The following is a 19,557-nucleotide window of genomic DNA, read 5'->3' as shown; positions in this document are numbered from 1 at the left end:
ACGTGCAGCGCCTCTACGACTTCATCCGCAGACACCCGACGGGCGTCGACACCTTCTGGGCCGTCGTCCTCTTCGGGTTCTCCTTGCTGTGGGTGGGCTCCGGCTCCCCGGCGGGCACCAACGTCCCCGGGTATCTCGCCGTCGGCGCGCTCTACTCGCTCGTGATCGCGCTGCGCCGGCGCGCCCCCGAGAAGATGCTGGTCCTCACCGTCCTCCTCGGCCTCGTCCAGCTCGCCTTCGGGATCGTCCCGTTCATGGCCGACTTCGCCATGCTCGTGATCATCTACACGGTCGCCGCGCACGACGGGCCCCGCTGGGCGTCCCGGCTCGCCCTGGCCGGCGGCCTCTCCGCCGCCACGCTCTCCCAGCTGCGCTGGCCGCTGGAGCATTCCAGTTCCTCCGCCGCCACCGTCTTCTTCACGATCATCATGACCGTGCCGTTCGCCCTCGCCTGGGTGCTCGGCGACTCGCTGCGCACCCGCCGCGCCTACTTCGCGCAGCTGGAGGAACGGGCCTCCCGCCTGGAGAAGGAGCGCGAGGCCCAGGCGAAGGTCGCCGTCGCCGCCGAGCGGGCCCGGATCGCCCGCGAGCTGCACGACGTCGTCGCCCACAACGTGTCCGTCATGGTCGTCCAGGCCGACGGCGCCGCGTACGTCATGGACTCCTCGCCCGAGACCGCCAAGCAGGCCCTGGAGACGATCGCCGGCACCGGCCGGCAGGCCCTCGCCGAGATGCGGCGGCTGCTGGGCATCCTGCGCACGGGAGAGCACCAGGAGGCCGGGGAGTACGTCCCCCAGCCGGACGTCCAGCAGATCGAGGACCTCGTCGAGCAGGTCCGCGGGGCCGGCCTCGCCGTCGACTTCAAGATCGAGGGCACCCCGCGCCCGCTGCCCAGCGGCGTCGAGCTCACCGCGTACCGGATCGTCCAGGAAGCGCTCACCAACAGCCGCAAGCACGGCGGCCCCGACGTCGGTGCCAGCGTCCGCCTGGTCTACTTCGACGACGGGCTCGGACTGCTCGTCGAGGACGACGGGCGGGGCGCCCCGCAGGAGATGTACGAGGACGGCGGCGCCGACGGGCGCGGCCACGGCCTCATCGGCATGCGGGAGCGGGTCGGCATGGTCGGCGGCACCCTGGACGCGGGGCCGCGCCCCGGCGGAGGCTTCCGCATCAGTGCCCTGCTTCCGCTCAAGCCCGCTCACTGACCCGAAGGAACAGCATGTCCATCCGCGTGATGCTCGTCGACGACCAGGTGCTGCTGCGCACCGGCTTCCGCATGGTGCTCGCCGCCCAGCCGGACATGGAGGTCGTGGCCGAGGCGGGCGACGGCGTGGAGGCCCTGGAGGTGCTGCGGGGCGCCGAGGTCGACGTCGTCCTGATGGACGTCCGCATGCCCAAGCTGGACGGGGTGGAGGCCACCCGGCGGATCTGCTCCCGGCCCGACGCGCCGAAGGTGCTGATCCTCACCACCTTCGACCTGGACGAGTACGCCTTCTCCGGGCTGAAGGCGGGCGCCAGCGGCTTCATGCTGAAGGACGTGCCGCCGGCCGAGCTGCTGGCCGCGATCCGCTCCGTGCACAGCGGCGACGCGGTCGTCGCCCCGTCCACCACCCGGCGGCTCCTGGACCGCTTCTCGCCGATGCTGCCGTCCACGGGTCGGGAGTCCCGCGCCGCCGAGAGCGGCCTCGACCGGCTCACCGACCGCGAGCGCGAGGTCATGCTCCTGGTCGCCCAGGGGCTGTCCAACGGCGAGATCGCGGCGCGGCTCGTGCTGTCCGAGGCGACCGTGAAGACCCACGTGGGGCGGATCCTCACCAAGCTGGACCTGCGCGACCGGGTGCAGGTCGTCGTCCTCGCGTACGAGACGGGTCTGGTCAGGGCCGGCGGCGGGGCTCTCTGAGGCGCCTCGCGCCGCTCAGCGCAGGACCGACTCCAGGAAGTCGCTGCCCAGCCTCGCCACCACGGAGAAGTCCAGCTGGTGCAGGACGTAGCGGCCCCGGCGCTGGGTCGTCAGGAGGCCCGCCTTCTTCAGGACGGACAGGTGCCGGGAGACCTCCGGCGCCGTGATGCCGTACGCGTCGGCCAGCTCGCTCGTCGAGTACGGGCCGCGCGCCAGGTTCCGGCACAGGCGCATCCGCATCGGGTGGGCGATCGCCTCCAGGCGGGCCTTGACCGTCTCGGTGGGCTCGGCGCCGCCGACGTCCCGGGCGGCGGCCGGGTACTGGATGACCGGCTGCCAGCCGGGCGCGCTCGTCGCGAACAGGTGCGGCCAGCCGAAGGCCGTCGGCACCAGCGTCACCCCGGTGCCCCGGGCCTCCGCCCGGCCGTGCACCAGCTTGTCCACGACGATCCTGCTGCCGTGCGGGCCCTCCTCCAGGGCGAGCGCCGGGGAGGCCGCCGTCAGGGCCTCCGCGAGGCCCTTGCGGCGCAGCAGCTCCGTCTTGTGGCGGGCGTCGGCGGCGAGCTGCACGCGGACGCGGCGCCAGGTGTCGGCGAAGAACGCCTCGTCGCAGTCCTCCAGGAGGCGGCGTATCCAGGCGCGGACGGCGGTGGGCTCGGCCAGCATCCGTTCCACGAACGCGGCCTGGCGCGGGCCCCGCGCGGCGGCCAGGTCGAGGGCGCGGCGGCGGCTCTGCTCGTCGACCAGCGGGGACGGGATGCCCTCGGTGTAGCGGCTGCTGCACGAGATCTCCAGGGCGGCGCCCACGAACTTCTCGTCGTCCAGCCGGTCGAGGTCGTCCAGCTCCTCCTCCAGCGTCTCGCGCGGCTGGGCGGGCAGCAGGAAGTCGGACCGGGTGGACCGCCACATGAAGTCGGCCTCGTGGAGCCGGTCGGCCAGCTCGGGCCGCAGTCCGGCGGAGGTCGTGGTCGTCCAGGCGTGCAGCCGGGCGTGGTGGCCCGGCTCGGCCAGGGCGTGCAGGGCGTTGCCCAGCTCGGCCAGGGGCGAGGGGCAGAAGGCGATCCGCTCGTGCGGCAGTCCGGTGATGTCGATCGTCACGCTCACCCCCCTATGGTGCGGGGGCGGGCGGGGGTGCTGTCGCGCCATTTGACCAGGGGCGTCAATCGGCGGGCGGCGGCGGGCGGCCCGGGCGCACGGTGGGCCCATGAACGCCCTTCACCAGTACCTCTTCGACAGCTACCGGGCCGCCCAGCGCTGCGAGCCGCCGCCGCCCCGGCCCGGGACCCACGACGTGGCCGTGCTGCGCGCGGTGCTGCGGCGGCTGCTGCGGCGGGGGTAGCCCCGGCCGCGGCGGCCGCCGTCCCCTACCGCGCCAGCTTCCCCAGGAAGGCGCGGGCCGCCGTCCGTACGTCGTCCGCCGTCCACTCCAGGCCGGGCGCGCTGATCGTCACCTCGGTCGTCGCCACCCCGGGCGGGCCGCCCGCCGGGGCGGGGAACCAGCGCCGGAACAGGGCCGTGCCCTCCTCGGCGAGGGCCAGGGAGGCCGCCGTGAGGGCTTCGGGCGGGTACGGGAGCCAGACCTGGAACTGGTGGGTGTGCGGCTGCTCCGGGTGGACGCGGAACCAGCCGACGCCGGCCTCCTCGAACACCTCCCGCAGCACGGTCGCCGCCATCCGGGCGTGGGCCACGTACGCGGGCAGCCGGGGGAGCTCCGTCTCCAGGCCGCGCAGCGCCGACAGGGCGGCCGGGTACTGCTGGAACACGTCTCCGCCGTAGCGGTGGCGCCACAGGCGGGCCTCGGCGACCAGGTCCTCGGGGCCGGCGAGCGCGGCGCCCGACATGCCGCCGAGCGACTTGTAGAACGACACGTAGACGCTGTCGGCCAGGCCCGCGATCTCGGGGAGCTCGCGGCCGAAGCGGGTCGGCGTCTCCCAGAGCCGGGCGCCGTCGAAGTGGACCACGGCGTCCCGCTCGCGGGCCGCGTCGACCACGTCGACCAGTTCGTCCCAGGTGGGCAGCACGAAGCCGGCGTCGCGCAGCGGGAGCTCCAGCATCAGCGTCCCGAAGGGCTCCGGGTGGTCCCGCACCTCGTCCGCCGTCGGCAGCCGGGGGGCGTTCGTGGGGTGGGTCGTCCGCAGCCCGGAGACCGTCGGGAGGGCCTGGTCCTCGTGGACCTCCGGGTGGGCGAGCGGGTGGAGGGCGACGACCGGGTTCCCGGTCCGTCCGGCCCAGCAGCGCAGCGCCACCTGCTGGGCCATCGTCCCGGTGGGGAAGAAGGCCGCCGCGGGGAAGCCCAGCGCGCCGGCGACCCGCTCCTCGACCTCGGCGACGACGCCGTCGCCGTAGACGTCCAGCGGGGCGTCCGCGTGCGGGCTGCTCTCCGCCCAGTCGGCCAGCTCGCGCAGGCGCGCGGCGACCGTGCCGTCCGGGGAGGCGTCCCACAGCTTGCGCGGGGCCTCGCGCAGGGCCCGGCGCAGGGCGGTCGTCTCGTCCTCGGTCGCGTCCGGGGTCGTGTCCGGAACGCCGGTGTCGGTCTCGCGGTCTGTCTCCATGAGCAGATCATCACACCGTCGCCCACACCCTGTGGACAGCCACGGGTCCGCGCGAAACGCTGGCGTAGCATGACCAGAAATCGTCCGGTACCCCCCGCGGACTGGAACGGAAGGCCGACCCGATCGTGAACGCACCACCAGAGCGCGCAGCAGAAGCCAGGCAGCCCGGCCCCCACGCCGACCGGGCCGAGGACCGGCCCGCCCGGCTGACCGTCGGAGTCGTGGGCGCGGGACGGGTGGGACCCGTCCTCGCCTCCGCGCTGCAACTCGCCGGACACCGCCCGGTCGCCGTCTCGGCGGTCTCCGAGGCGTCCCGCCGCCGGGCCTCCATCCTGCTGCCCGACGTGCCCGTCATGGAGCCCGCCCGGGTCCTCGCCCGGTCGGACCTGGTGCTGCTCACCGTCCCCGACGACGCCCTGCCGGGGCTCGTCGAGGGGCTCGCCGACACCGGGGCGATCCGGCCGGGACAGCTGATCGTGCACACCTCCGGGCGGTACGGCGTGCGCGTGCTCGACCCCGCCCGCCGGGCCGGCGCGCTGCCGCTCGCCCTGCACCCCGCCATGACCTTCACCGGCACCTCCGTGGACGTCCAGCGGCTGGCCGGCTGCTCGTTCGGCGTCACCGCCCCCGACGAGCTGCGGCTCGCCGCCGAGGCGCTCGTCATCGAGATGGGCGGCGAGCCCGAGTGGATCGCCGAGGAGAGCCGCCCGCTCTACCACGCGGCCCTCGCCCTCGGCGCGAACCACCTGGTCACCCTGGTCGCCCAGGCCATGGAGCTGCTCCGCGCGGCCGGTGTCGGCGCGCCCGACCGGATGCTCGGCCCGCTGCTCGGCGCCGCCCTGGACAACGCGCTGCGGTCCGGCGACGCCGCCCTGACCGGGCCGGTCGCCCGCGGCGACGCCGGGACGGTCGCGGCGCACGTCGCCGAGCTGCACAAGCACGCGCCCGGCACCGTCGCCGGCTATCTCGCGATGGCCCGCGCCACCGCCGACCGGGCGCTCGCGCACGGACTGCTCAAGCCCGAGCTGGCCGAGGACCTGCTGGGCGTGCTCGCCGAGGGGGACGACCACCGATGACCATCACCCTGGTGCGTACGGGCGAGGAGCTGCGGGCGCTGGAAGGCGCCGGGCAGCGGGCCGTCGTCATGACCATGGGCGCCCTCCACGAGGGCCACGCGAGCCTGGTGCGGGCCGCCCGGGAGCGGGTCGGGGCCGACGGCACCGTCGTCGTCACCGTCTTCGTCAACCCGCTCCAGTTCGGCGCGGGCGAGGACCTGGAGCGCTACCCGCGCACCCTCGACGCCGACCTGGCGCTCGCCGCGGCGGCCGGCGCCGACGCCGTGTTCGCCCCGGCGGTCGACGAGGTCTACCCGGGCGGGGAGCCGCAGGTCCGGATCACCGCCGGGCCCATGGGCGAGCGCCTCGAAGGCGCGTCCCGGCCCGGCCACTTCGACGGCATGCTCACCGTCGTCGCCAAGCTGCTCCACCTCACCGGCCCCGACCTGGCCTTCTTCGGCCAGAAGGACGCCCAGCAGCTCGCCCTGATCCGCCGCATGGTCCGCGACCTGAACTTCCCGGTCGAGATCGTCGGCGTGCCGACCGTCCGCGAGGCCGACGGCCTCGCCCTGTCCAGCCGCAACCGCTTCCTGTCGGCCGAGGAGCGGCACACCGCCCTGGCGCTGTCCCGCGCGCTGTTCGCCGCCCGGGACCGGCTGGCCGCCCAGGCGGCGCTGCGCGCCCGCGCGCAGGCGCTGCCGGGGGCGCAGGGCCGGGGCGACGCCCGTGCGGAGGCGCTGTCCCGGATCGGCGAGGCCCGGGCGGCCGCCGACGCCCACGCGGTCGCCCAGGCGGCCGAGAGCGGGGGCGCGGAGGCCGTGCGGTGTGCCGCCCAGGGCTTCCTGGAGGACGCGGCGCGGGCCGAGCCGCCGCTCACCCTGGACTATCTGGCCCTGGTCGACCCGGCCGACTTCACCGAGGTCGAGGACGGCCACGACGGGGAGGCGATCCTCGCCGTCGCCGCGCGCGTGGGCACCACGCGCCTCATCGACAACATCCCCCTCACCTTCGGAGCCGTGAAGTGACCGGAATACGGCTGCAGGCGCCCGCCCCGGGCTGGTCCATCGACGCCGACGTCGTCGTGGTCGGCTCCGGTGTCGCGGGTCTGACCGCGGCCCTGCGCTGCACCGCCGCGGGACTGCGCACGGTCGTCGTCACCAAGGCCCACCTCGACGACGGCTCGACCCGCTGGGCCCAGGGCGGCGTCGCCGCCGCGCTCGGCGACGGCGACACCCCCGAGCAGCACCTGGACGACACCCTCGTGGCGGGCGCCGGGCTCTGCGACGCGCAGGCCGTGCGGGCCCTGGTCACCGAGGGCCCCGGCGCGGTGCGCCGGCTGATCGAGACGGGCGCCGACTTCGACCGCACGGAGGCCGGCGAGATCGCGCTGACCCGGGAGGGCGGCCACCACCGCCGCCGGATCGCGCACGCCGGCGGCGACGCGACCGGCGCCGAGATCTCCCGGGCCCTGGTCGAGGCGATCCGCGACCGGGGCGTCCGCACCATCGAGCACGCGCTCGTCCTGGACCTCCTGAAGGACGCCGAGGGCCGGACGGCGGGCGTGACCCTGCACGTTATGGGCGAGGGGCAGCACGACGGCGTCGGCGCCGTCCGCGCCCCCGCCGTGGTGCTCGCCACCGGCGGCATGGGCCAGGTCTTCTCCGCCACCACCAACCCGCCGGTCTCCACCGGCGACGGCGTCGCGCTGGCGCTGCGCGCGGGCGCGGAGATCTCCGACCTGGAGTTCGTGCAGTTCCACCCGACGGTGCTGTTCCTGGGCGTCGGCTCGGAGGGCCAGCAGCCGCTGGTCTCCGAGGCGGTGCGCGGCGAGGGCGCCCATCTCGTCGACGCCGACGGGGTGCGCTTCATGCTGGGGCAGCACGAGCTGGCCGAGCTGGCGCCCCGGGACATCGTCGCCAAGGCGATCACCCGGCGGATGCTGGAGCGGGGCACCACGCACATGTTCCTCGACGGCCGCCACTTCGGCGCCGAGATGTGGGAGCAGCGCTTCCCGACGATCCTGGCCGCCTGCCGGGCGCACGGCATCGACCCGGTCACCGAGCCGGTCCCGGTCGCCCCGGCCGCCCACTACGCCTCCGGCGGCGTCCGCACCGACCTGCACGGCCGGACGACGGTGCCCGGCCTGTACGCGTGCGGCGAGGTCGCCTGCACGGGCGTGCACGGCGCCAACCGGCTCGCCTCGAACTCGCTCCTGGAGGGCCTGGTCTTCGCCGAGCGGATCGCCGACGACGTCATCGCGCACGGCCCGCACCGCGAGGGTCTGCCGATCGTCGACGATCCGGCCGCGCCCGCCGGGGGCCGTACGGTGCTGACCCTGCTCGGCCCCGAGGTCCGGCGGGACATCCAGCGGACCATGAGCGAGGGCGCGGGCGTGCTGCGGTCCGCCGGCAGCCTCTCCGACGCCGCCGACGCCCTCGAAGCGCTGCGGCTGGACGCCGAGGGCGACCGCAAGGCGGCCGAGCCCGGCGTCGACTCCTGGGAGACCACCAACCTGCTGTGCGTCGCCCGGGTCCTGGTGGCCGCCGCGCAGGAGCGCGAGGAGACCCGCGGCTGCCACTGGCGCGAGGACCGGCCCGACCGGGACGACGCGCACTGGGGCCGCCATCTGGTGGTCCGCCTGACGTCCGACCGCCGACTGGTGGTCCGTCGCACCGCCACCGCAGACTTTCCGCCCGTAACCCCCGACGCATCCAGGGAGCCGCAGTCGTGAGCACGCCCGAAGAAGCACGTCCGCAGCCCGTGGACGTCCCCCTCATCCAGATCAACGCGCCCGCCGAGAGCGGCGGCTGCGGCGACGGCTGCGGCTGTGGCGACGCGGAGGAGTTCGAGTGCGGGCTCGACCCGGCGCTCGCCGAGCTGCTCGCCGAGGCGGGGCTCGACCCGGTCCAGGTCGAGGACATCGCGCACCTGGCCATCGCCGAGGACCTCGACGGCGGCGTGGACGTGACGACCGTGGCGACCGTCCCCGAGGAGGCCGTCGCGACCGGCGACTTCACCGCCCGGGAGGCCGGCGTGGTGGCCGGTCTGCGGGTGGCCGAGGCGGTGCTGTCCATCGTGTGCACCGACGAGTTCGAGGTCGAGCGGCACGTCGAGGACGGCGAGCGGGTCGAGGCCGGCGACAAGCTGCTGAGCGTCACCGCCCGCACCCGTGACCTGCTCACCGGCGAGCGCAGCGCGCTGAACATCCTGTGCCGCCTGTCCGGCATCGCCACCGCGACCCGCGCCTGGGCGGACGCCCTGGAGGGCACCCGGGCCAAGGTCCGCGACACCCGCAAGACCACCCCGGGCCTGCGCGCCCTGGAGAAGTACGCGGTGCGCTGCGGTGGCGGCGTCAACCACCGCATGTCGCTGTCGGACGCGGCCCTGGTGAAGGACAACCACGTGGTGGCGGCCGGTGGCGTCGCGGAGGCGTTCAAGGCCGTGCGCGAGCTGTTCCCGGAGCTGCCGATCGAGGTCGAGGTCGACACGATGCACCAGGTCCGCGAGGTCCTGGACGCGGGCGCCGACCTGATCCTGCTGGACAACTTCACCCCGGGCGAGACCGAGGAGGCCGTCGCGCTGGTCGCCGGGCGGGCCGTCCTGGAGTCCTCGGGCCGGCTGACCCTGGAGAACGCGGCGGCGTACGCGGCCACCGGCGTGGACTACCTGGCGGTGGGCGGCCTCACCCACTCGTCCCCGATCCTCGACATCGGGCTCGACCTGCGTGAGACGGGCGTCTGATGCTGCTCACGATCGACGTCGGCAACACCCAGACGGTCCTCGGCCTCTTCGACGGCGACGAGATCGTGGAGCACTGGCGCATCTCCACGGACCCGCGGCGCACCGCCGACGAGTGGGCGGTCCTGCTGCAGGGCCTGATGGGCATGCATCCGCTGCTCGGCGTCGAGCTGAGCGACGGCATCGGGGGGATCGCGATCTGCGCGACCGTCCCCTCGGTGCTGCACGAGCTGCGCGAGGTGACCCGCCGCTACTACGGCGACGTCCCCGCGGTCCTGGTGGAGCCGGGCGTCAAGACGGGCGTCCCGGTCCTCACGGACAACCCCAAGGAGGTCGGCGCCGACCGGGTCATCAACGCCGTCGCGGCCGTCGAGCTGTACGGCGGCCCCGCGATCGTCGTCGACTTCGGCACGGCGACGACGTACGACGCGGTCACGGCGCGCGGCGAGTACGCGGGCGGCGCCATCGCGCCGGGCATAGAGATCTCGGTGGAGGCGCTGGGCATCAAGGGCGCCATGCTCCGCAAGATCGAGCTGGCCCGGCCGCGCAGCGTGATCGGCAAGAACACCGTCGAGGCCATGCAGTCGGGCATCGTCTTCGGTTACGCGGGCCAGGTCGACGGCGTCGTCGGGCGGATGCGGCGCGAGCTGGCCGGCCCGAACGGGGACCCCTCGAAGGTCACCGTGATCGCCACCGGCGGTCTGGCGCCGATGGTGCTCGCCGACTCCAAGGAGATCGCCGCCCACGAGCCGTGGCTGACCCTGATCGGCCTGCGGCTGGTGTATGAGCGCAACGTCTCGCGGCTCTGATCCTCCCGGCGGGACCGACCCGCCGGGAAGATCGAAAAGCGGGAGATTTGTCCGATTAGCGCGTATCGTCGGTCCATGCCCACGCCCTACGGATCCCGCGGCGGCATGGCGTTCAGCGCGGACGAGCTGCGTGTCCTCCGCCGCGCCCTCGCCACCGCCCTCAACCCCGCCCCCCTTCACGACGACGACGTCCAGGACTGCCTGCGCCTGGCCGAGTCCGTGGACGAGTCGGTGGCCGAGGCCGGCCGGCTGCGCGCCTTCCTCCTCGCCGACCTGGTCCGCTACCGCCAGGCCCTCCCCGGCTCCCTGACGGGCTACCTGCAGCTCCTCCAGGACGCCCTGGCGGCCGGCTACGACCCCGGCGCCGACGACCTCGCGGCCCTGCGGGCGCTGCGCCACCACCCCGCCGCGGGCGCGCTGCTGGCCCGCTGCCAGGTGCTGGCGGAACGATCCGTCCGCGCCCGGCTGGCCCGCGTCGCCCAGGCCCAGGCCCCGGCCCGCGCCGTCACCGCCCCCCGCGCCCGCCTGCTGGCCCTGCCCGGCGGCCGTGCCGCGGGCGACGGCGGCTCCGGTCCGGGGGCGCCGGGGAAGCCCGCGCCCAAGCCGCCGGCGCCCGGCGAGCGCCCGGTGCCCAAGCCCTCCGAGGTCTTCCCGCCACGCCGACGGCCGGTACCCCCGCCCCCGCCCGAGGAACGCGTCGCGGGCTAGCTAGTCTGGACGCCATGGACTACGTATCCGCGCTCCTGCCCCCCGTGGTGATGGCCGTCTTCTTCATCGGCCTGGTCGTCACGATCGTGAAGAGCCAGGGAGGCCCGAACAAGGCCAAGGAGGACGCGATCGTGGACGCCGCCCTGGCCCGCGCCGAGTCCACCCGGCAGCAGGGCGGCACCGCCCCGTAAGGGGCCCGCAGCACCCGAGGACGTACGACCGCCGTCAGGCCGTACGTCCTTTTTGCGCTCTTACCGGGCGTTTTCTCCGTGAATGTGCGGCAATGGGGCAATATTCGGGCGCCGCGCACTAGGGTGGCGCTGTGCCCCGCCAATTGGGAGAGCTGGAAGACGCCGTCATGACCCGCGTCTGGCAATGGAACCGCCCGGTGACCGTCCGGGAAGTCCTGGAGGATCTCCAGCAGGAACGGTCCATCGCCTACACCACCGTCATGACCGTATTGGACAATCTCCATCAGAAGGGCTGGGTCCGCAGGGAAGTCGAAGGCCGCGCCTATCGATATACGGCGGTCTCGACCCGCGCCGCCTACTCGGCCGCACTGATGAACGAAGCCTGGGCGCAGAGCGACAACCCCGCCGCCGCGCTGGTCGCCTTCTTCGGCATGATGTCGCCCGAACAGCGCGAAGCCCTGAACGACGCCGTGCGTATGGTCCAGCGGGACAGTCCCGAGCCGAGTACGGCCCCTGAGCAGGGCGGCGCCGAACCGGGGGACCAGGGGCGATAACGTCCCCCCATGCCTTCCGCCAATGCCGTCACCGTACGCCGGGCCCGCACCTCCGATGTCGCCGCCGTGCGCCGTCTCGTCGACCCCTTCGTACGCCGCGGCATCCTGCTCGACAAAGCGACCGTGACGCTTTACGAGTCGATCCAGGAGTTCTGGGTCGCCGAACGCGACGACGACGCCACGGTCGTCGGCTGCGGAGCGCTCCACGTGATGTGGGAAGACCTCGCCGAAGTCCGTACTCTCGCCGTCGATCCCGACTTCAAGGGCGCCGGAGTGGGACATCAGGTGCTGGACAAGTTGCTGCACACCGCCCGATGGCTCGGTGTCCGCAGGGTTTTCTGCCTCACCTTCGAAGTGGACTTCTTCGCGAAGCACGGCTTCGTCGAGATCGGCGAGACTCCGGTCGACGGAGATGTCTACAGCGAGCTCCTGCGTTCCTATGACGAGGGCGTCGCCGAGTTCCTCGGTCTCGAACGAGTGAAGCCGAACACCTTGGGCAACAGCCGGATGCTTCTGCACCTGTGAGCCGGTGCCTATGTCCGAATCGCGCACGTTTCCCGCGTTGCCGGGGTTCTGAACCTCTCCCAGGGGTTTGTGTTTTTCCGGGAAAAGCGGTTTCCTTTCCGCGTACTGCATTTTCGATGAAAGGAAATCCGGTGGCACAGAAGGTTCAGGTCCTTCTTGTCGATGACCTCGACGGCGGCGAGGCGGACGAGACCGTGACGTTCGCGCTGGACGGCAAGTCCTACGAGATCGACCTCACCACCGCCAACGCGGACAAGCTCCGCGACCTGCTCGAGCCGTACGCCAAGAGCGGTCGTCGTACCGGCGGCCGCAGCGCCGGCGCCCGGGGCAAGGGCCGTGTCGTCGCCTCCGGCGGCAGCCCGGACACGGCGAAGATCCGCGCGTGGGCCAAGGAGAACGGGTACAACGTGAACGACCGCGGCCGCGTGCCGGCCGAGATCAAGGCGGCCTACGAGGACGCGAACCGCTGAGGCGCCGGCTGCCGGGCCGCCGGGCCCGCCCCTCGCGGGTGGTTCCGGACGGCACCCAGCAGCCGCACCCGGTGGCACTCCGCGGCGACCGCGGCCACCAGCCGGGCGAGACAGGGGGCGCCCGCACCGTCCCGCACCGCAGAGGGCCGCAGGGCCGGCAGCGAGGACTCCACCTCGCGACCGGGCTCCGGGGCCCTCAGCCACACCGGGGACCCCGGGGTGCCGGAACGGCTCCACCCAGGGGGAACGGGCGCGGCCATCCGGCCGTCGGCGCCCAGCGCGGCGAGATCCAGTGAGATCCCGCCCCACTCCAGCCACTCCAGCAGCCCGGGCAGCTCCTCCGCGCTCCCCGCTGCCACGAGCAGGCGCATCCTCCGCCCCATGAGGGCCACCGGTCCGGTGCCCGCGCCCACCCGGCGCAGCACTCCGCGACCGGCCGCGGCGGGCAGGTCGAGGACGTCGAAACGCAGTCCCGTCACCAGCTGCACCGGAGGCCCGGCCACCGCCGCCCAGCCGAGCTCGTGCTCGTACCATCGCGCCGAACCGCCGTCGAACGGCGAGCGGGGGAACGGGACGGTGAAGGGCATACCGGGGGAACGCCTCCGGGCGCTCCTTGGTTACGTGCCACGACCGCACCGGTGACGGAAGGTCCTCGTTCCGGTGCGCGGTGTGTCCATGATGGGGGCGTACGGGTGCATTCGAGAGCGCAAGGGTGTTCGCCCGTAGCGGAGGGAACCGGGGTGCGCCGCATGGAGTGTCCGTCCTTACGGGTAAGACATTCCATGTGAGGAGGGGTGACTCGCGGGCTTCCGCGTCTCACGTTCGCCATGGGCGTACTGGAGGTGTGGGTAAGTGCTTGGCCTGCGGGAACATCGTCTCGCACCATCGAGTTGGAGCATTTGTCGGCTGTTCGGCAGCAGGTCCCCCCAAGAAGTAAGGGGGTGATCCGGACGGATGTCGGCAGTTGGAATGAGCGGTCCCCGCTTGCGGGACTAAGCTGCGGAAGGACAGGGAGGGGATCGACCCCTAACTGACTGACCGCTCTGAGGAGCGATTAACGATGTTCGAGAGGTTCACCGACCGCGCGCGGCGGGTTGTCGTCCTGGCTCAGGAAGAAGCCCGGATGCTCAACCACAACTACATCGGCACCGAGCACATCCTCCTGGGCCTTATCCACGAGGGTGAGGGTGTCGCCGCTAAGGCCCTGGAGAGCCTCGGGATTTCGCTCGAGGCGGTCCGCCAGCAGGTGGAGGAGATCATCGGCCAGGGCCAGCAGGCCCCGTCCGGTCACATCCCCTTCACCCCTCGTGCCAAGAAGGTCCTGGAGCTGTCGCTCCGGGAGGCCCTCCAGCTCGGCCACAACTACATCGGCACCGAGCACATCCTGCTCGGCCTGATCCGCGAGGGCGAGGGCGTCGCCGCCCAGGTCCTCGTGAAGCTGGGCGCCGACCTCAACCGGGTGCGGCAGCAGGTCATCCAGCTGCTCTCCGGCTACCAGGGCAAGGAAGCCGCCACGGCCGGCGGTCCTGCCGAGGGCACCCCCTCGACGTCCCTGGTCCTCGACCAGTTCGGCCGCAACCTCACCCAGGCGGCCCGCGAATCCAAGCTCGACCCGGTCATCGGGCGCGAGAAGGAGATCGAGCGGGTCATGCAGGTGCTGTCCCGCCGCACCAAGAACAACCCGGTCCTCATCGGCGAGCCCGGCGTCGGCAAGACCGCCGTCGTCGAGGGCCTGGCGCAGGCCATCGTCAAGGGCGAGGTGCCCGAGACCCTCAAGGACAAGCACCTCTACACCCTGGACCTCGGCGCGCTGGTCGCCGGCTCCCGCTACCGCGGTGACTTCGAGGAGCGCCTGAAGAAGGTGCTCAAGGAGATCCGCACCCGCGGCGACATCATCCTGTTCATCGACGAGCTCCACACCCTGGTGGGTGCGGGCGCCGCCGAGGGCGCGATCGACGCCGCGAGCATCCTCAAGCCGATGCTGGCCCGTGGTGAGCTCCAGACCATCGGTGCCACCACGCTCGACGAGTACCGCAAGTACCTGGAGAAGGACGCGGCCCTCGAGCGCCGCTTCCAGCCCATCCAGGTCGCCGAGCCGTCGCTGCCGCACACGATCGAGATCCTCAAGGGTCTGCGCGACCGGTACGAGGCCCACCACCGCGTCTCCATCACCGACGAGGCGCTGGTCCAGGCCGCCACGCTGGCCGACCGGTACATCTCGGACCGCTTCCTCCCGGACAAGGCGATCGACCTGATCGACGAGGCCGGCTCCCGGATGCGCATCCGCCGGATGACCGCGCCGCCGGACCTCCGCGAGTTCGACGAGAAGATCGCCTCCGTCCGCCGGGACAAGGAGTCCGCGATCGACTCGCAGGACTTCGAGAAGGCCGCCTCCCTGCGCGACAAGGAGAAGCAGCTCCTCGCCGCGAAGACCAAGCGGGAGAAGGAGTGGAAGGCCGGCGACATGGACGTCGTCGCCGAGGTCGACGGCGAGCTGATCGCCGAGGTCCTCGCGACCGCCACCGGCATCCCGGTCTTCAAGCTGACCGAGGAGGAGTCCTCGCGCCTGCTCCGCATGGAGGACGAGCTCCACAAGCGCGTCATCGGCCAGAAGGACGCCGTCAAGGGTCTCTCGCGGGCGATCCGCCGTACGCGGGCCGGTCTGAAGGACCCGAAGCGCCCCGGTGGCTCGTTCATCTTCGCCGGCCCGTCCGGTGTCGGTAAGACCGAGCTGTCCAAGGCGCTCGCCGAATTCCTCTTCGGCGACGAGGACGCGATGATCTCCCTCGACATGTCGGAGTTCAGCGAGAAGCACACGGTTTCCCGTCTCTTCGGTTCTCCGCCCGGATACGTCGGCTACGAAGAGGGCGGCCAGCTCACCGAGAAGGTGCGTCGCAAGCCGTTCTCCGTGGTCCTCTTCGACGAGGTCGAGAAGGCCCACCCCGATATCTTCAATTCCCTTCTCCAGATCCTGGAGGACGGTCGTCTGACCGACTCCCAGGGCCGGGTCGTGGACTTCAAGAACACGGTCATCATCATGACGACCAACCTCGGGACCAGGGACATCTCGAAGGGCTTCAACCTGGGCTTCGCCGCCCAGGGCGACACGAAGTCCAACTACGAGCGGATGAAGGCGAAGGTCAGCGACGAGCTGAAGCAGCACTTCCGCCCGGAGTTCCTCAACCGTGTGGACGACATCATCGTCTTCCCGCAGCTGACCCCGGAGGACATCCTCCAGATCGTCGACCTGATGATCGGCCGCGTGGACGAGCGCCTGAAGGACCGGGACATGGGCATCGAGCTCTCCCAGTCCGCGAAGGAGCTGCTCTCCAAGAAGGGCTACGACCCCGTGATGGGCGCCCGGCCGCTGCGCCGGACGATCCAGCGCGAGATCGAGGACACGCTCTCGGAGAAGATCCTCTTCGGCGAGCTGCGCCCCGGTCACATCGTGGTCGTGGACACGGAGGGCGAGGGCGAGGAGCGCACCTTCACCTTCCGCGGCGAGGAGAAGTCGGCCCTGCCGGACGTGCCTCCGATCGAGGCGGCGGGCGGGGCGGGCCCGAACCTGTCCAAGGAGGCGTGACGCCGCGCTGAGCGGCTGAAGCTCTGAAGGGGCGGCCCCGGAACCTGTGGGTTCCGGGGCCGCCCCTTTTCGTCATGCGACGGTGAGCCGGTCGCCGAGGGCGGCGGCGCCGACGAGGTTCTTGCGGGGGACGCCGAAGAGGGTGACGCGGAGCTGGGGGAGCTCGCGGAGCGGCGTGAGGTCCAGCTGTTCCGTGGCCGTGTCCGTGTCCACGAGCTCCAGATCGCGCAGGGAGCGGATGTCGGCGAGGCTGTCGAGCCGGGGCAGCGGTCCGCCCATGACGTAGATCTTCCTGAGCTCCGAGTGGTTGATCGAGCGCAGGAGCTCCAGGTCGGTCAGGTGGCTGTTCAGCCCGATGGCCAGGTAGACGAGCGGACGCGCGTCGAGCGCCTCGGCCATGTCGGTCACGGCGAAGTCGCCCGCGAACATCACGCCGTTGACCTGGGGGAGCTCAGGGAGCAGCCGGAGCTGTTCGTACGTCCAGACGGCGACCGCGAAGGAGGGCTCCAGGTGGGTGAGGACCTCACCCGCGAAGGCCCTCGCGGGGAAGGACGACCAGTCGCTGGCGAACCGGGACGCCTCGCCGGCCTCGGCGAACACCCGGGCGTAGGGGAGTGCGGCCGTGCCGCCGATCGCGGAGATGAGCCGGGTGACGCCGTCGAGGGCCTCCTTCGAGACGTCCTGGGGCCCGGGCAGGAGCGGCAGCACGTACGCGCCGAGCCGGGTCAGCTGGGTCATCTGCTCCGTGTTCCGCGGCGGCACCACCGAGGTCACCGCCTTCTGCACCCGCCGCCGCAGCGTCTCGTCCAGCCAGGCCGCGTGCTGGGAGGCCAGCGCCGCCAGGACGTACAGCGTCGTCTTCAGGTCCCGTTTGCGGGTCGCGGAGCCCGCTTCGAGGAGGCCGGTCACCAGGACCGGCAGGTCGCGGCGTTTGCAGTGCCCGGCGGCGAGCAGCAGGACGTCGTGCCACTGCTGGTCGTGGGCGTGGCGGAGGCCCTCCGGGAGGGCGTCGTCCTCGACGAGCTCCTTCGCGGCCAGGAAGTCCTGGAAGGTGCGGTGGGCGAACTGGAAGACCTCGGCCGTGCGCTCCTGGAGGAGGCCGCTGCGGTTGATCAGATGGGTGAGGATCTGCTCCGTCGTGCCCTGGGCCTGGACGCGCGGCATCCCGGGCAGGGTCCGCTCCAGGCGGTCGAGGGCCTGCTCGCGGGTGAACTCGGTCTGGCCGACGCGGACCAGCCAGGCGGCGAAGCGCTGGAGGAGCTGGGTGTGCTCCTCGACCGTCATCCGGATGCCGTCGGGAGCGTCGATCCGGCGCCGTTCGTCGCGGGCGCCGAGGAGCATGGTGAGGGCGGAGTCGTACAGGGCCCAGCGGGTCTCGGGGAGGAAGCCCTCCCGTTGGCGGTGGAGGGCGCAGATCACCGCGCAGAGCAGCGGGGTACGGGCCAGTTCGGCGAGGTTCGGGTTGTGGCGGAACTGCTGGGCCAGGTCCTGTTCCAGGTCGGCCAGGTTCTCGCCGGGGGCCGCGTCGAAGCGGGCGGCCGCGTGCCAGGCGGCGACGAAGGCCTGGATGTCGTCGCCCCGCAGGGGGAGGAGGGTCAGCTCCTCGAAGCCCTCGGCGCCCAGCCAGTCGGCGGCCACGGCGTGCGGCCGTACGGTCGCCACGCAGCGGGTGCCGGGGTAGCGGGCCAGGAGGCCGCTGAGCCAGGTGTGGGCGTCCTCCCGGTCGGACTGGGTGACCTCGTCCAGGCCGTCGACGAGGAGCAGCCCCCGTCCGGCGGCCAGCACCCGGCCCGCCCAGCCCTCGGGGGCCGCGTCGATCATCAGTCCGGCGACCGTCGGCAGCTCCGCCGGGCCGGGAAAGCCGTTGCCTCGGGCCCGCAGGGAGCGCAGGGGGACGACGAAGGGGACGAGGCCGTTGAGCTCGGCGAGCTCCGGGCCGAGGGTGCCGACGGCGGCGTGGGCGGCCAGCCACCACATGAGCGTGGTCTTCCCGGCGCCCGCGTCGCCGCGCAGCAGGACGCGGGGGCGGGCGGCGAGCAGGTCGTCGATGCGGCGGGGGACGGGCACGGCCTCCTGGTCCCGGGAGGTGGCCTCCAGGGAGAGGTAGGCGGTGTCGAGATCCCACTCGGAGGCCCGCTTGCCGAGCTCGTCGAGCCCGAAGATCTTGGTGCGGCGGTAGGCGGCGCCGAGGGCGTCCCCGTACTCCTCCTCGTAGAAGCCGTCCCGGGGGTGGGCGCCGGTGGTCGCCACGGAGACGGCGGGGAGCCACTGGCGGGCCTCCTCGTCGGCGAGGACGGCGGCGAGGGAGACGCATTCCAGGCGCCGGTGGCCCCGGCCGCGCGGGACGGCGCGGACGATGCCGAGGAGCCTCCCGTCGGCGAAGACGGGGGCGCCGGAGAGGCCCGCCAGCGGGGAGGGCCCGTCCTCGTCGGTGACGGTGACGGGCGGGTGGTCCAGCTCGACGGTCAGGGCCCGGCGGAGGAGGCCGGCCATGGGCAGGACGGTGCCGGTGTACTGGTCGAGGTCCAGCTTCTGCCCGTCGTACCGCTGGATCCGGGGGTAGCCGAGGATCTCGCAGCCGGGTATCGGGCGGGCGGTGACGACCGTGCTGAGGGGCGGGGGAGGCACGACCCCCGTGGGGCCCTGGAGGAGTGCGGCGTCGAGGCGGTCGTCCGACCAGACCACCCGTAAGCGGGTCGGGCCCTGCCGCGGGGTCACGACCTGGGCACTGTGGGCGCCGTCGAGGACGTGGGCGCTGGTCAGGACCGTGCCCGGGGCCACCAGGACCCCGCTGCCCTGCTGTCGTCCGAGGACCGCGAAGACGACGTCCGCCGTCACCGGCCCTCAGCCCCGTCCCCCGCGCTCCCGAAGCCGGAGAGGTCCGCCGCCTCGTCGTTGCCCACGAGCCACGCCCCGCCCGTCGCCGCGTTCCGCGGCTTCAGGGTGAAGGCGACGCGGTGGGTCTCGCCCCGGGTGCGGGACGCGTCGGCGCCGGCTTCGACGACCCAGGCCTTGACCTTCGTGCCGCCCTTGAGCTCCTTGCGGAGTTCGATCGTGAACTCCATCTGGATGTCGCCGACCTCGAAGCCGACGGGTTGGCCGGTGGCGCGGGCGGCGGCGTCGACGAGCTGGTCGCGTACGGCGGCGATGGCGTCGGCGAGTTCGATCGTGGAGATGTCCTGGGTCATGTCTCGGAAGTTAGTGCCGCTCGGAGGGTGGCGGAGGGGGTTCCGGAGGGTTCGGTCGCGTGACCCAGGTCGCATCGGGGGCGTCGCCGTGGTGACAAGCCGCACAGGCGTTTCGGACGGTACTAAGCGGAATAGTCTTTCGTTCTCGCCGGAAAGAGGGACGTTTCGGGATCAACCTCCGGGACTTTGGTCCCGGAGGCCCCGAAGGGGACATCGTGCGGCCTTTCGGGCGGTTCGGGACGCTCTCGACGTGGGGTTAAACCGATCGATCAGGGAGGGTATGT

Annotated in this window: 19 protein-coding genes; 14 read left to right on the top strand and 5 right to left on the bottom strand. The window is 72.8% G+C overall.

Going from position 1 to position 19,557, the window contains the following annotated elements; translation table 11 throughout:
• The first annotated feature begins 2 nt into the window (after positions 1-2).
• A complete protein-coding gene (locus AB0Q96_RS07315) occupies positions 3-1,205 on the top strand; it encodes a sensor histidine kinase (RefSeq protein WP_365322588.1) in 1,203 nt (400 codons plus the stop codon).
• A gap of 14 nt (positions 1,206-1,219) precedes the next feature.
• The gene (locus tag AB0Q96_RS07310) at positions 1,220-1,900 is read left to right on the top strand and encodes a response regulator transcription factor (protein ID WP_365322586.1); all 681 of its coding nucleotides are present in this window, start codon (positions 1,220-1,222) and stop codon (positions 1,898-1,900) included.
• A gap of 15 nt (positions 1,901-1,915) precedes the next feature.
• Here the strand turns inward: AB0Q96_RS07310 and AB0Q96_RS07305 are convergent, their stop codons facing one another.
• Complete coding sequence (locus AB0Q96_RS07305) at positions 1,916-3,004, bottom strand: DUF5937 family protein (protein WP_365322584.1); 1,089 nt, start codon at positions 3,002-3,004, stop codon at positions 1,916-1,918.
• A 100-nt stretch (positions 3,005-3,104) separates the two neighbouring features.
• On the opposite strand from AB0Q96_RS07305, the gene AB0Q96_RS07300 reads away from it, so the two are divergent.
• Positions 3,105-3,239 carry a hypothetical protein gene (locus AB0Q96_RS07300; protein WP_365322582.1) on the top strand — a complete coding sequence of 45 codons (135 nt, stop codon included), beginning with the start codon at positions 3,105-3,107 and terminating at the stop codon, positions 3,237-3,239.
• 25 nt (positions 3,240-3,264) lie between these two features.
• Here the strand turns inward: AB0Q96_RS07300 and AB0Q96_RS07295 are convergent, their stop codons facing one another.
• Positions 3,265-4,452 (bottom strand): beta-eliminating lyase-related protein, encoded by a 1,188-nt coding sequence (locus AB0Q96_RS07295; protein ID WP_365322580.1) that lies wholly within the window; start codon positions 4,450-4,452, stop codon positions 3,265-3,267.
• Between the two features lie 206 nt (positions 4,453-4,658).
• Between AB0Q96_RS07295 and AB0Q96_RS07290 the strand changes: the two genes are divergently transcribed.
• The 10 genes from AB0Q96_RS07290 to AB0Q96_RS07245 all read left to right on the top strand — a co-directional run bounded on the left by AB0Q96_RS07290 (position 4,659) and on the right by AB0Q96_RS07245 (position 12,502).
• Complete coding sequence (locus AB0Q96_RS07290) at positions 4,659-5,528, top strand: DUF2520 domain-containing protein (protein WP_365323285.1); 870 nt, start codon at positions 4,659-4,661, stop codon at positions 5,526-5,528.
• Entirely contained in the window at positions 5,525-6,532 is a 1,008-nt protein-coding gene (panC, locus tag AB0Q96_RS07285) for a pantoate--beta-alanine ligase (protein WP_365322578.1), read from the top strand. The genes AB0Q96_RS07290 and panC overlap by 4 nt, the downstream gene beginning before the upstream one ends.
• Positions 6,529-8,238, top strand: coding sequence for an L-aspartate oxidase (locus AB0Q96_RS07280; protein ID WP_365322576.1), 1,710 nt, complete (start codon positions 6,529-6,531; stop codon positions 8,236-8,238). Before panC ends, AB0Q96_RS07280 begins: the two co-directional genes overlap by 4 nt.
• The gene (nadC, locus tag AB0Q96_RS07275; protein WP_365322574.1) at positions 8,235-9,248 is read left to right on the top strand and encodes a carboxylating nicotinate-nucleotide diphosphorylase; all 1,014 of its coding nucleotides are present in this window, start codon (positions 8,235-8,237) and stop codon (positions 9,246-9,248) included. The genes AB0Q96_RS07280 and nadC overlap by 4 nt, the downstream gene beginning before the upstream one ends.
• A complete protein-coding gene (locus AB0Q96_RS07270; RefSeq protein WP_365322572.1) occupies positions 9,248-10,054 on the top strand; it encodes a type III pantothenate kinase in 807 nt (268 codons plus the stop codon). Before nadC ends, AB0Q96_RS07270 begins: the two co-directional genes overlap by 1 nt.
• Positions 10,055-10,159: 105 nt before the next feature.
• Positions 10,160-10,762 carry a hypothetical protein gene (locus AB0Q96_RS07265; RefSeq protein WP_365323283.1) on the top strand — a complete coding sequence of 201 codons (603 nt, stop codon included), beginning with the start codon at positions 10,160-10,162 and terminating at the stop codon, positions 10,760-10,762.
• Positions 10,763-10,776: 14 nt separating this feature from the next.
• Complete coding sequence (locus tag AB0Q96_RS07260; protein WP_165961975.1) at positions 10,777-10,953, top strand: hypothetical protein; 177 nt, start codon at positions 10,777-10,779, stop codon at positions 10,951-10,953.
• 131 nt (positions 10,954-11,084) lie between these two features.
• Positions 11,085-11,507, top strand: a complete 423-nt coding sequence (locus AB0Q96_RS07255) for a BlaI/MecI/CopY family transcriptional regulator (protein WP_365322570.1) — start codon at positions 11,085-11,087, stop codon at positions 11,505-11,507.
• A 9-nt stretch (positions 11,508-11,516) separates the two neighbouring features.
• Positions 11,517-12,032, top strand: coding sequence for an amino-acid N-acetyltransferase (locus tag AB0Q96_RS07250; RefSeq protein ID WP_132917747.1), 516 nt, complete (start codon positions 11,517-11,519; stop codon positions 12,030-12,032).
• Between the two features lie 131 nt (positions 12,033-12,163).
• Positions 12,164-12,502, top strand: a complete 339-nt coding sequence (locus AB0Q96_RS07245; protein WP_365322567.1) for an Lsr2 family protein — start codon at positions 12,164-12,166, stop codon at positions 12,500-12,502.
• On the opposite strand, the gene AB0Q96_RS07240 is transcribed toward AB0Q96_RS07245, so the two are convergent.
• Entirely contained in the window at positions 12,481-13,089 is a 609-nt protein-coding gene (locus tag AB0Q96_RS07240) for an SCO3374 family protein (protein WP_365322565.1), read from the bottom strand. The two genes, AB0Q96_RS07245 and AB0Q96_RS07240, sit on opposite strands and share 22 nt — an antisense overlap.
• A 473-nt stretch (positions 13,090-13,562) precedes the next feature.
• Between AB0Q96_RS07240 and AB0Q96_RS07235 the strand changes: the two genes are divergently transcribed.
• Entirely contained in the window at positions 13,563-16,085 is a 2,523-nt protein-coding gene (locus AB0Q96_RS07235; protein ID WP_365322563.1) for an ATP-dependent Clp protease ATP-binding subunit, read from the top strand.
• Between the two features lie 72 nt (positions 16,086-16,157).
• On the opposite strand, the gene AB0Q96_RS07230 is transcribed toward AB0Q96_RS07235, so the two are convergent.
• Positions 16,158-18,923: an NACHT domain-containing protein gene (locus AB0Q96_RS07230; RefSeq protein WP_365322561.1), complete on the bottom strand. Its 2,766-nt coding sequence runs from the start codon at positions 18,921-18,923 to the stop codon at positions 16,158-16,160.
• Positions 18,920-19,273, bottom strand: coding sequence for a trypco2 family protein (locus tag AB0Q96_RS07225; RefSeq protein ID WP_365322559.1), 354 nt, complete (start codon positions 19,271-19,273; stop codon positions 18,920-18,922). The genes AB0Q96_RS07230 and AB0Q96_RS07225 overlap by 4 nt, the downstream gene beginning before the upstream one ends.
• Between the last annotated feature and the right edge of the window lie 284 nt (positions 19,274-19,557).

This window comes from Streptomyces sp. NPDC093111, from assembly GCF_040683955.1.
In the GTDB taxonomy this organism is placed as follows: Bacteria; Actinomycetota; Actinomycetes; order Streptomycetales; family Streptomycetaceae; genus Streptomyces.
This window is presented reverse-complemented; position numbering and strand designations above follow the sequence as displayed.

What these genes read in the sequence shown, in the direction of transcription:
- AB0Q96_RS07310 (WP_365322586.1), top strand. Translation starts at nt 1,220, where the DNA reads ATGTCCATCCGCGTGATGCTCGTCGACGACCAGGTGCTGCTGCGCACC.
- AB0Q96_RS07300 (WP_365322582.1), top strand. Translation starts at nt 3,105, where the DNA reads ATGAACGCCCTTCACCAGTACCTCTTCGACAGCTACCGGGCCGCCCAG.
- AB0Q96_RS07295 (WP_365322580.1), bottom strand. Translation starts at nt 4,452, where the DNA reads ATGGAGACAGACCGCGAGACCGACACCGGCGTTCCGGACACGACCCCG.
- panC (WP_365322578.1), top strand. Translation starts at nt 5,525, where the DNA reads ATGACCATCACCCTGGTGCGTACGGGCGAGGAGCTGCGGGCGCTGGAA.
- AB0Q96_RS07270 (WP_365322572.1), top strand. Translation starts at nt 9,248, where the DNA reads ATGCTGCTCACGATCGACGTCGGCAACACCCAGACGGTCCTCGGCCTC.
- AB0Q96_RS07265 (WP_365323283.1), top strand. Translation starts at nt 10,160, where the DNA reads ATGGCGTTCAGCGCGGACGAGCTGCGTGTCCTCCGCCGCGCCCTCGCC.
- AB0Q96_RS07260 (WP_165961975.1), top strand. Translation starts at nt 10,777, where the DNA reads ATGGACTACGTATCCGCGCTCCTGCCCCCCGTGGTGATGGCCGTCTTC.
- AB0Q96_RS07250 (WP_132917747.1), top strand. Translation starts at nt 11,517, where the DNA reads ATGCCTTCCGCCAATGCCGTCACCGTACGCCGGGCCCGCACCTCCGAT.
- AB0Q96_RS07240 (WP_365322565.1), bottom strand. Translation starts at nt 13,089, where the DNA reads ATGCCCTTCACCGTCCCGTTCCCCCGCTCGCCGTTCGACGGCGGTTCG.
- AB0Q96_RS07235 (WP_365322563.1), top strand. Translation starts at nt 13,563, where the DNA reads ATGTTCGAGAGGTTCACCGACCGCGCGCGGCGGGTTGTCGTCCTGGCT.
- AB0Q96_RS07225 (WP_365322559.1), bottom strand. Translation starts at nt 19,273, where the DNA reads ATGACCCAGGACATCTCCACGATCGAACTCGCCGACGCCATCGCCGCC.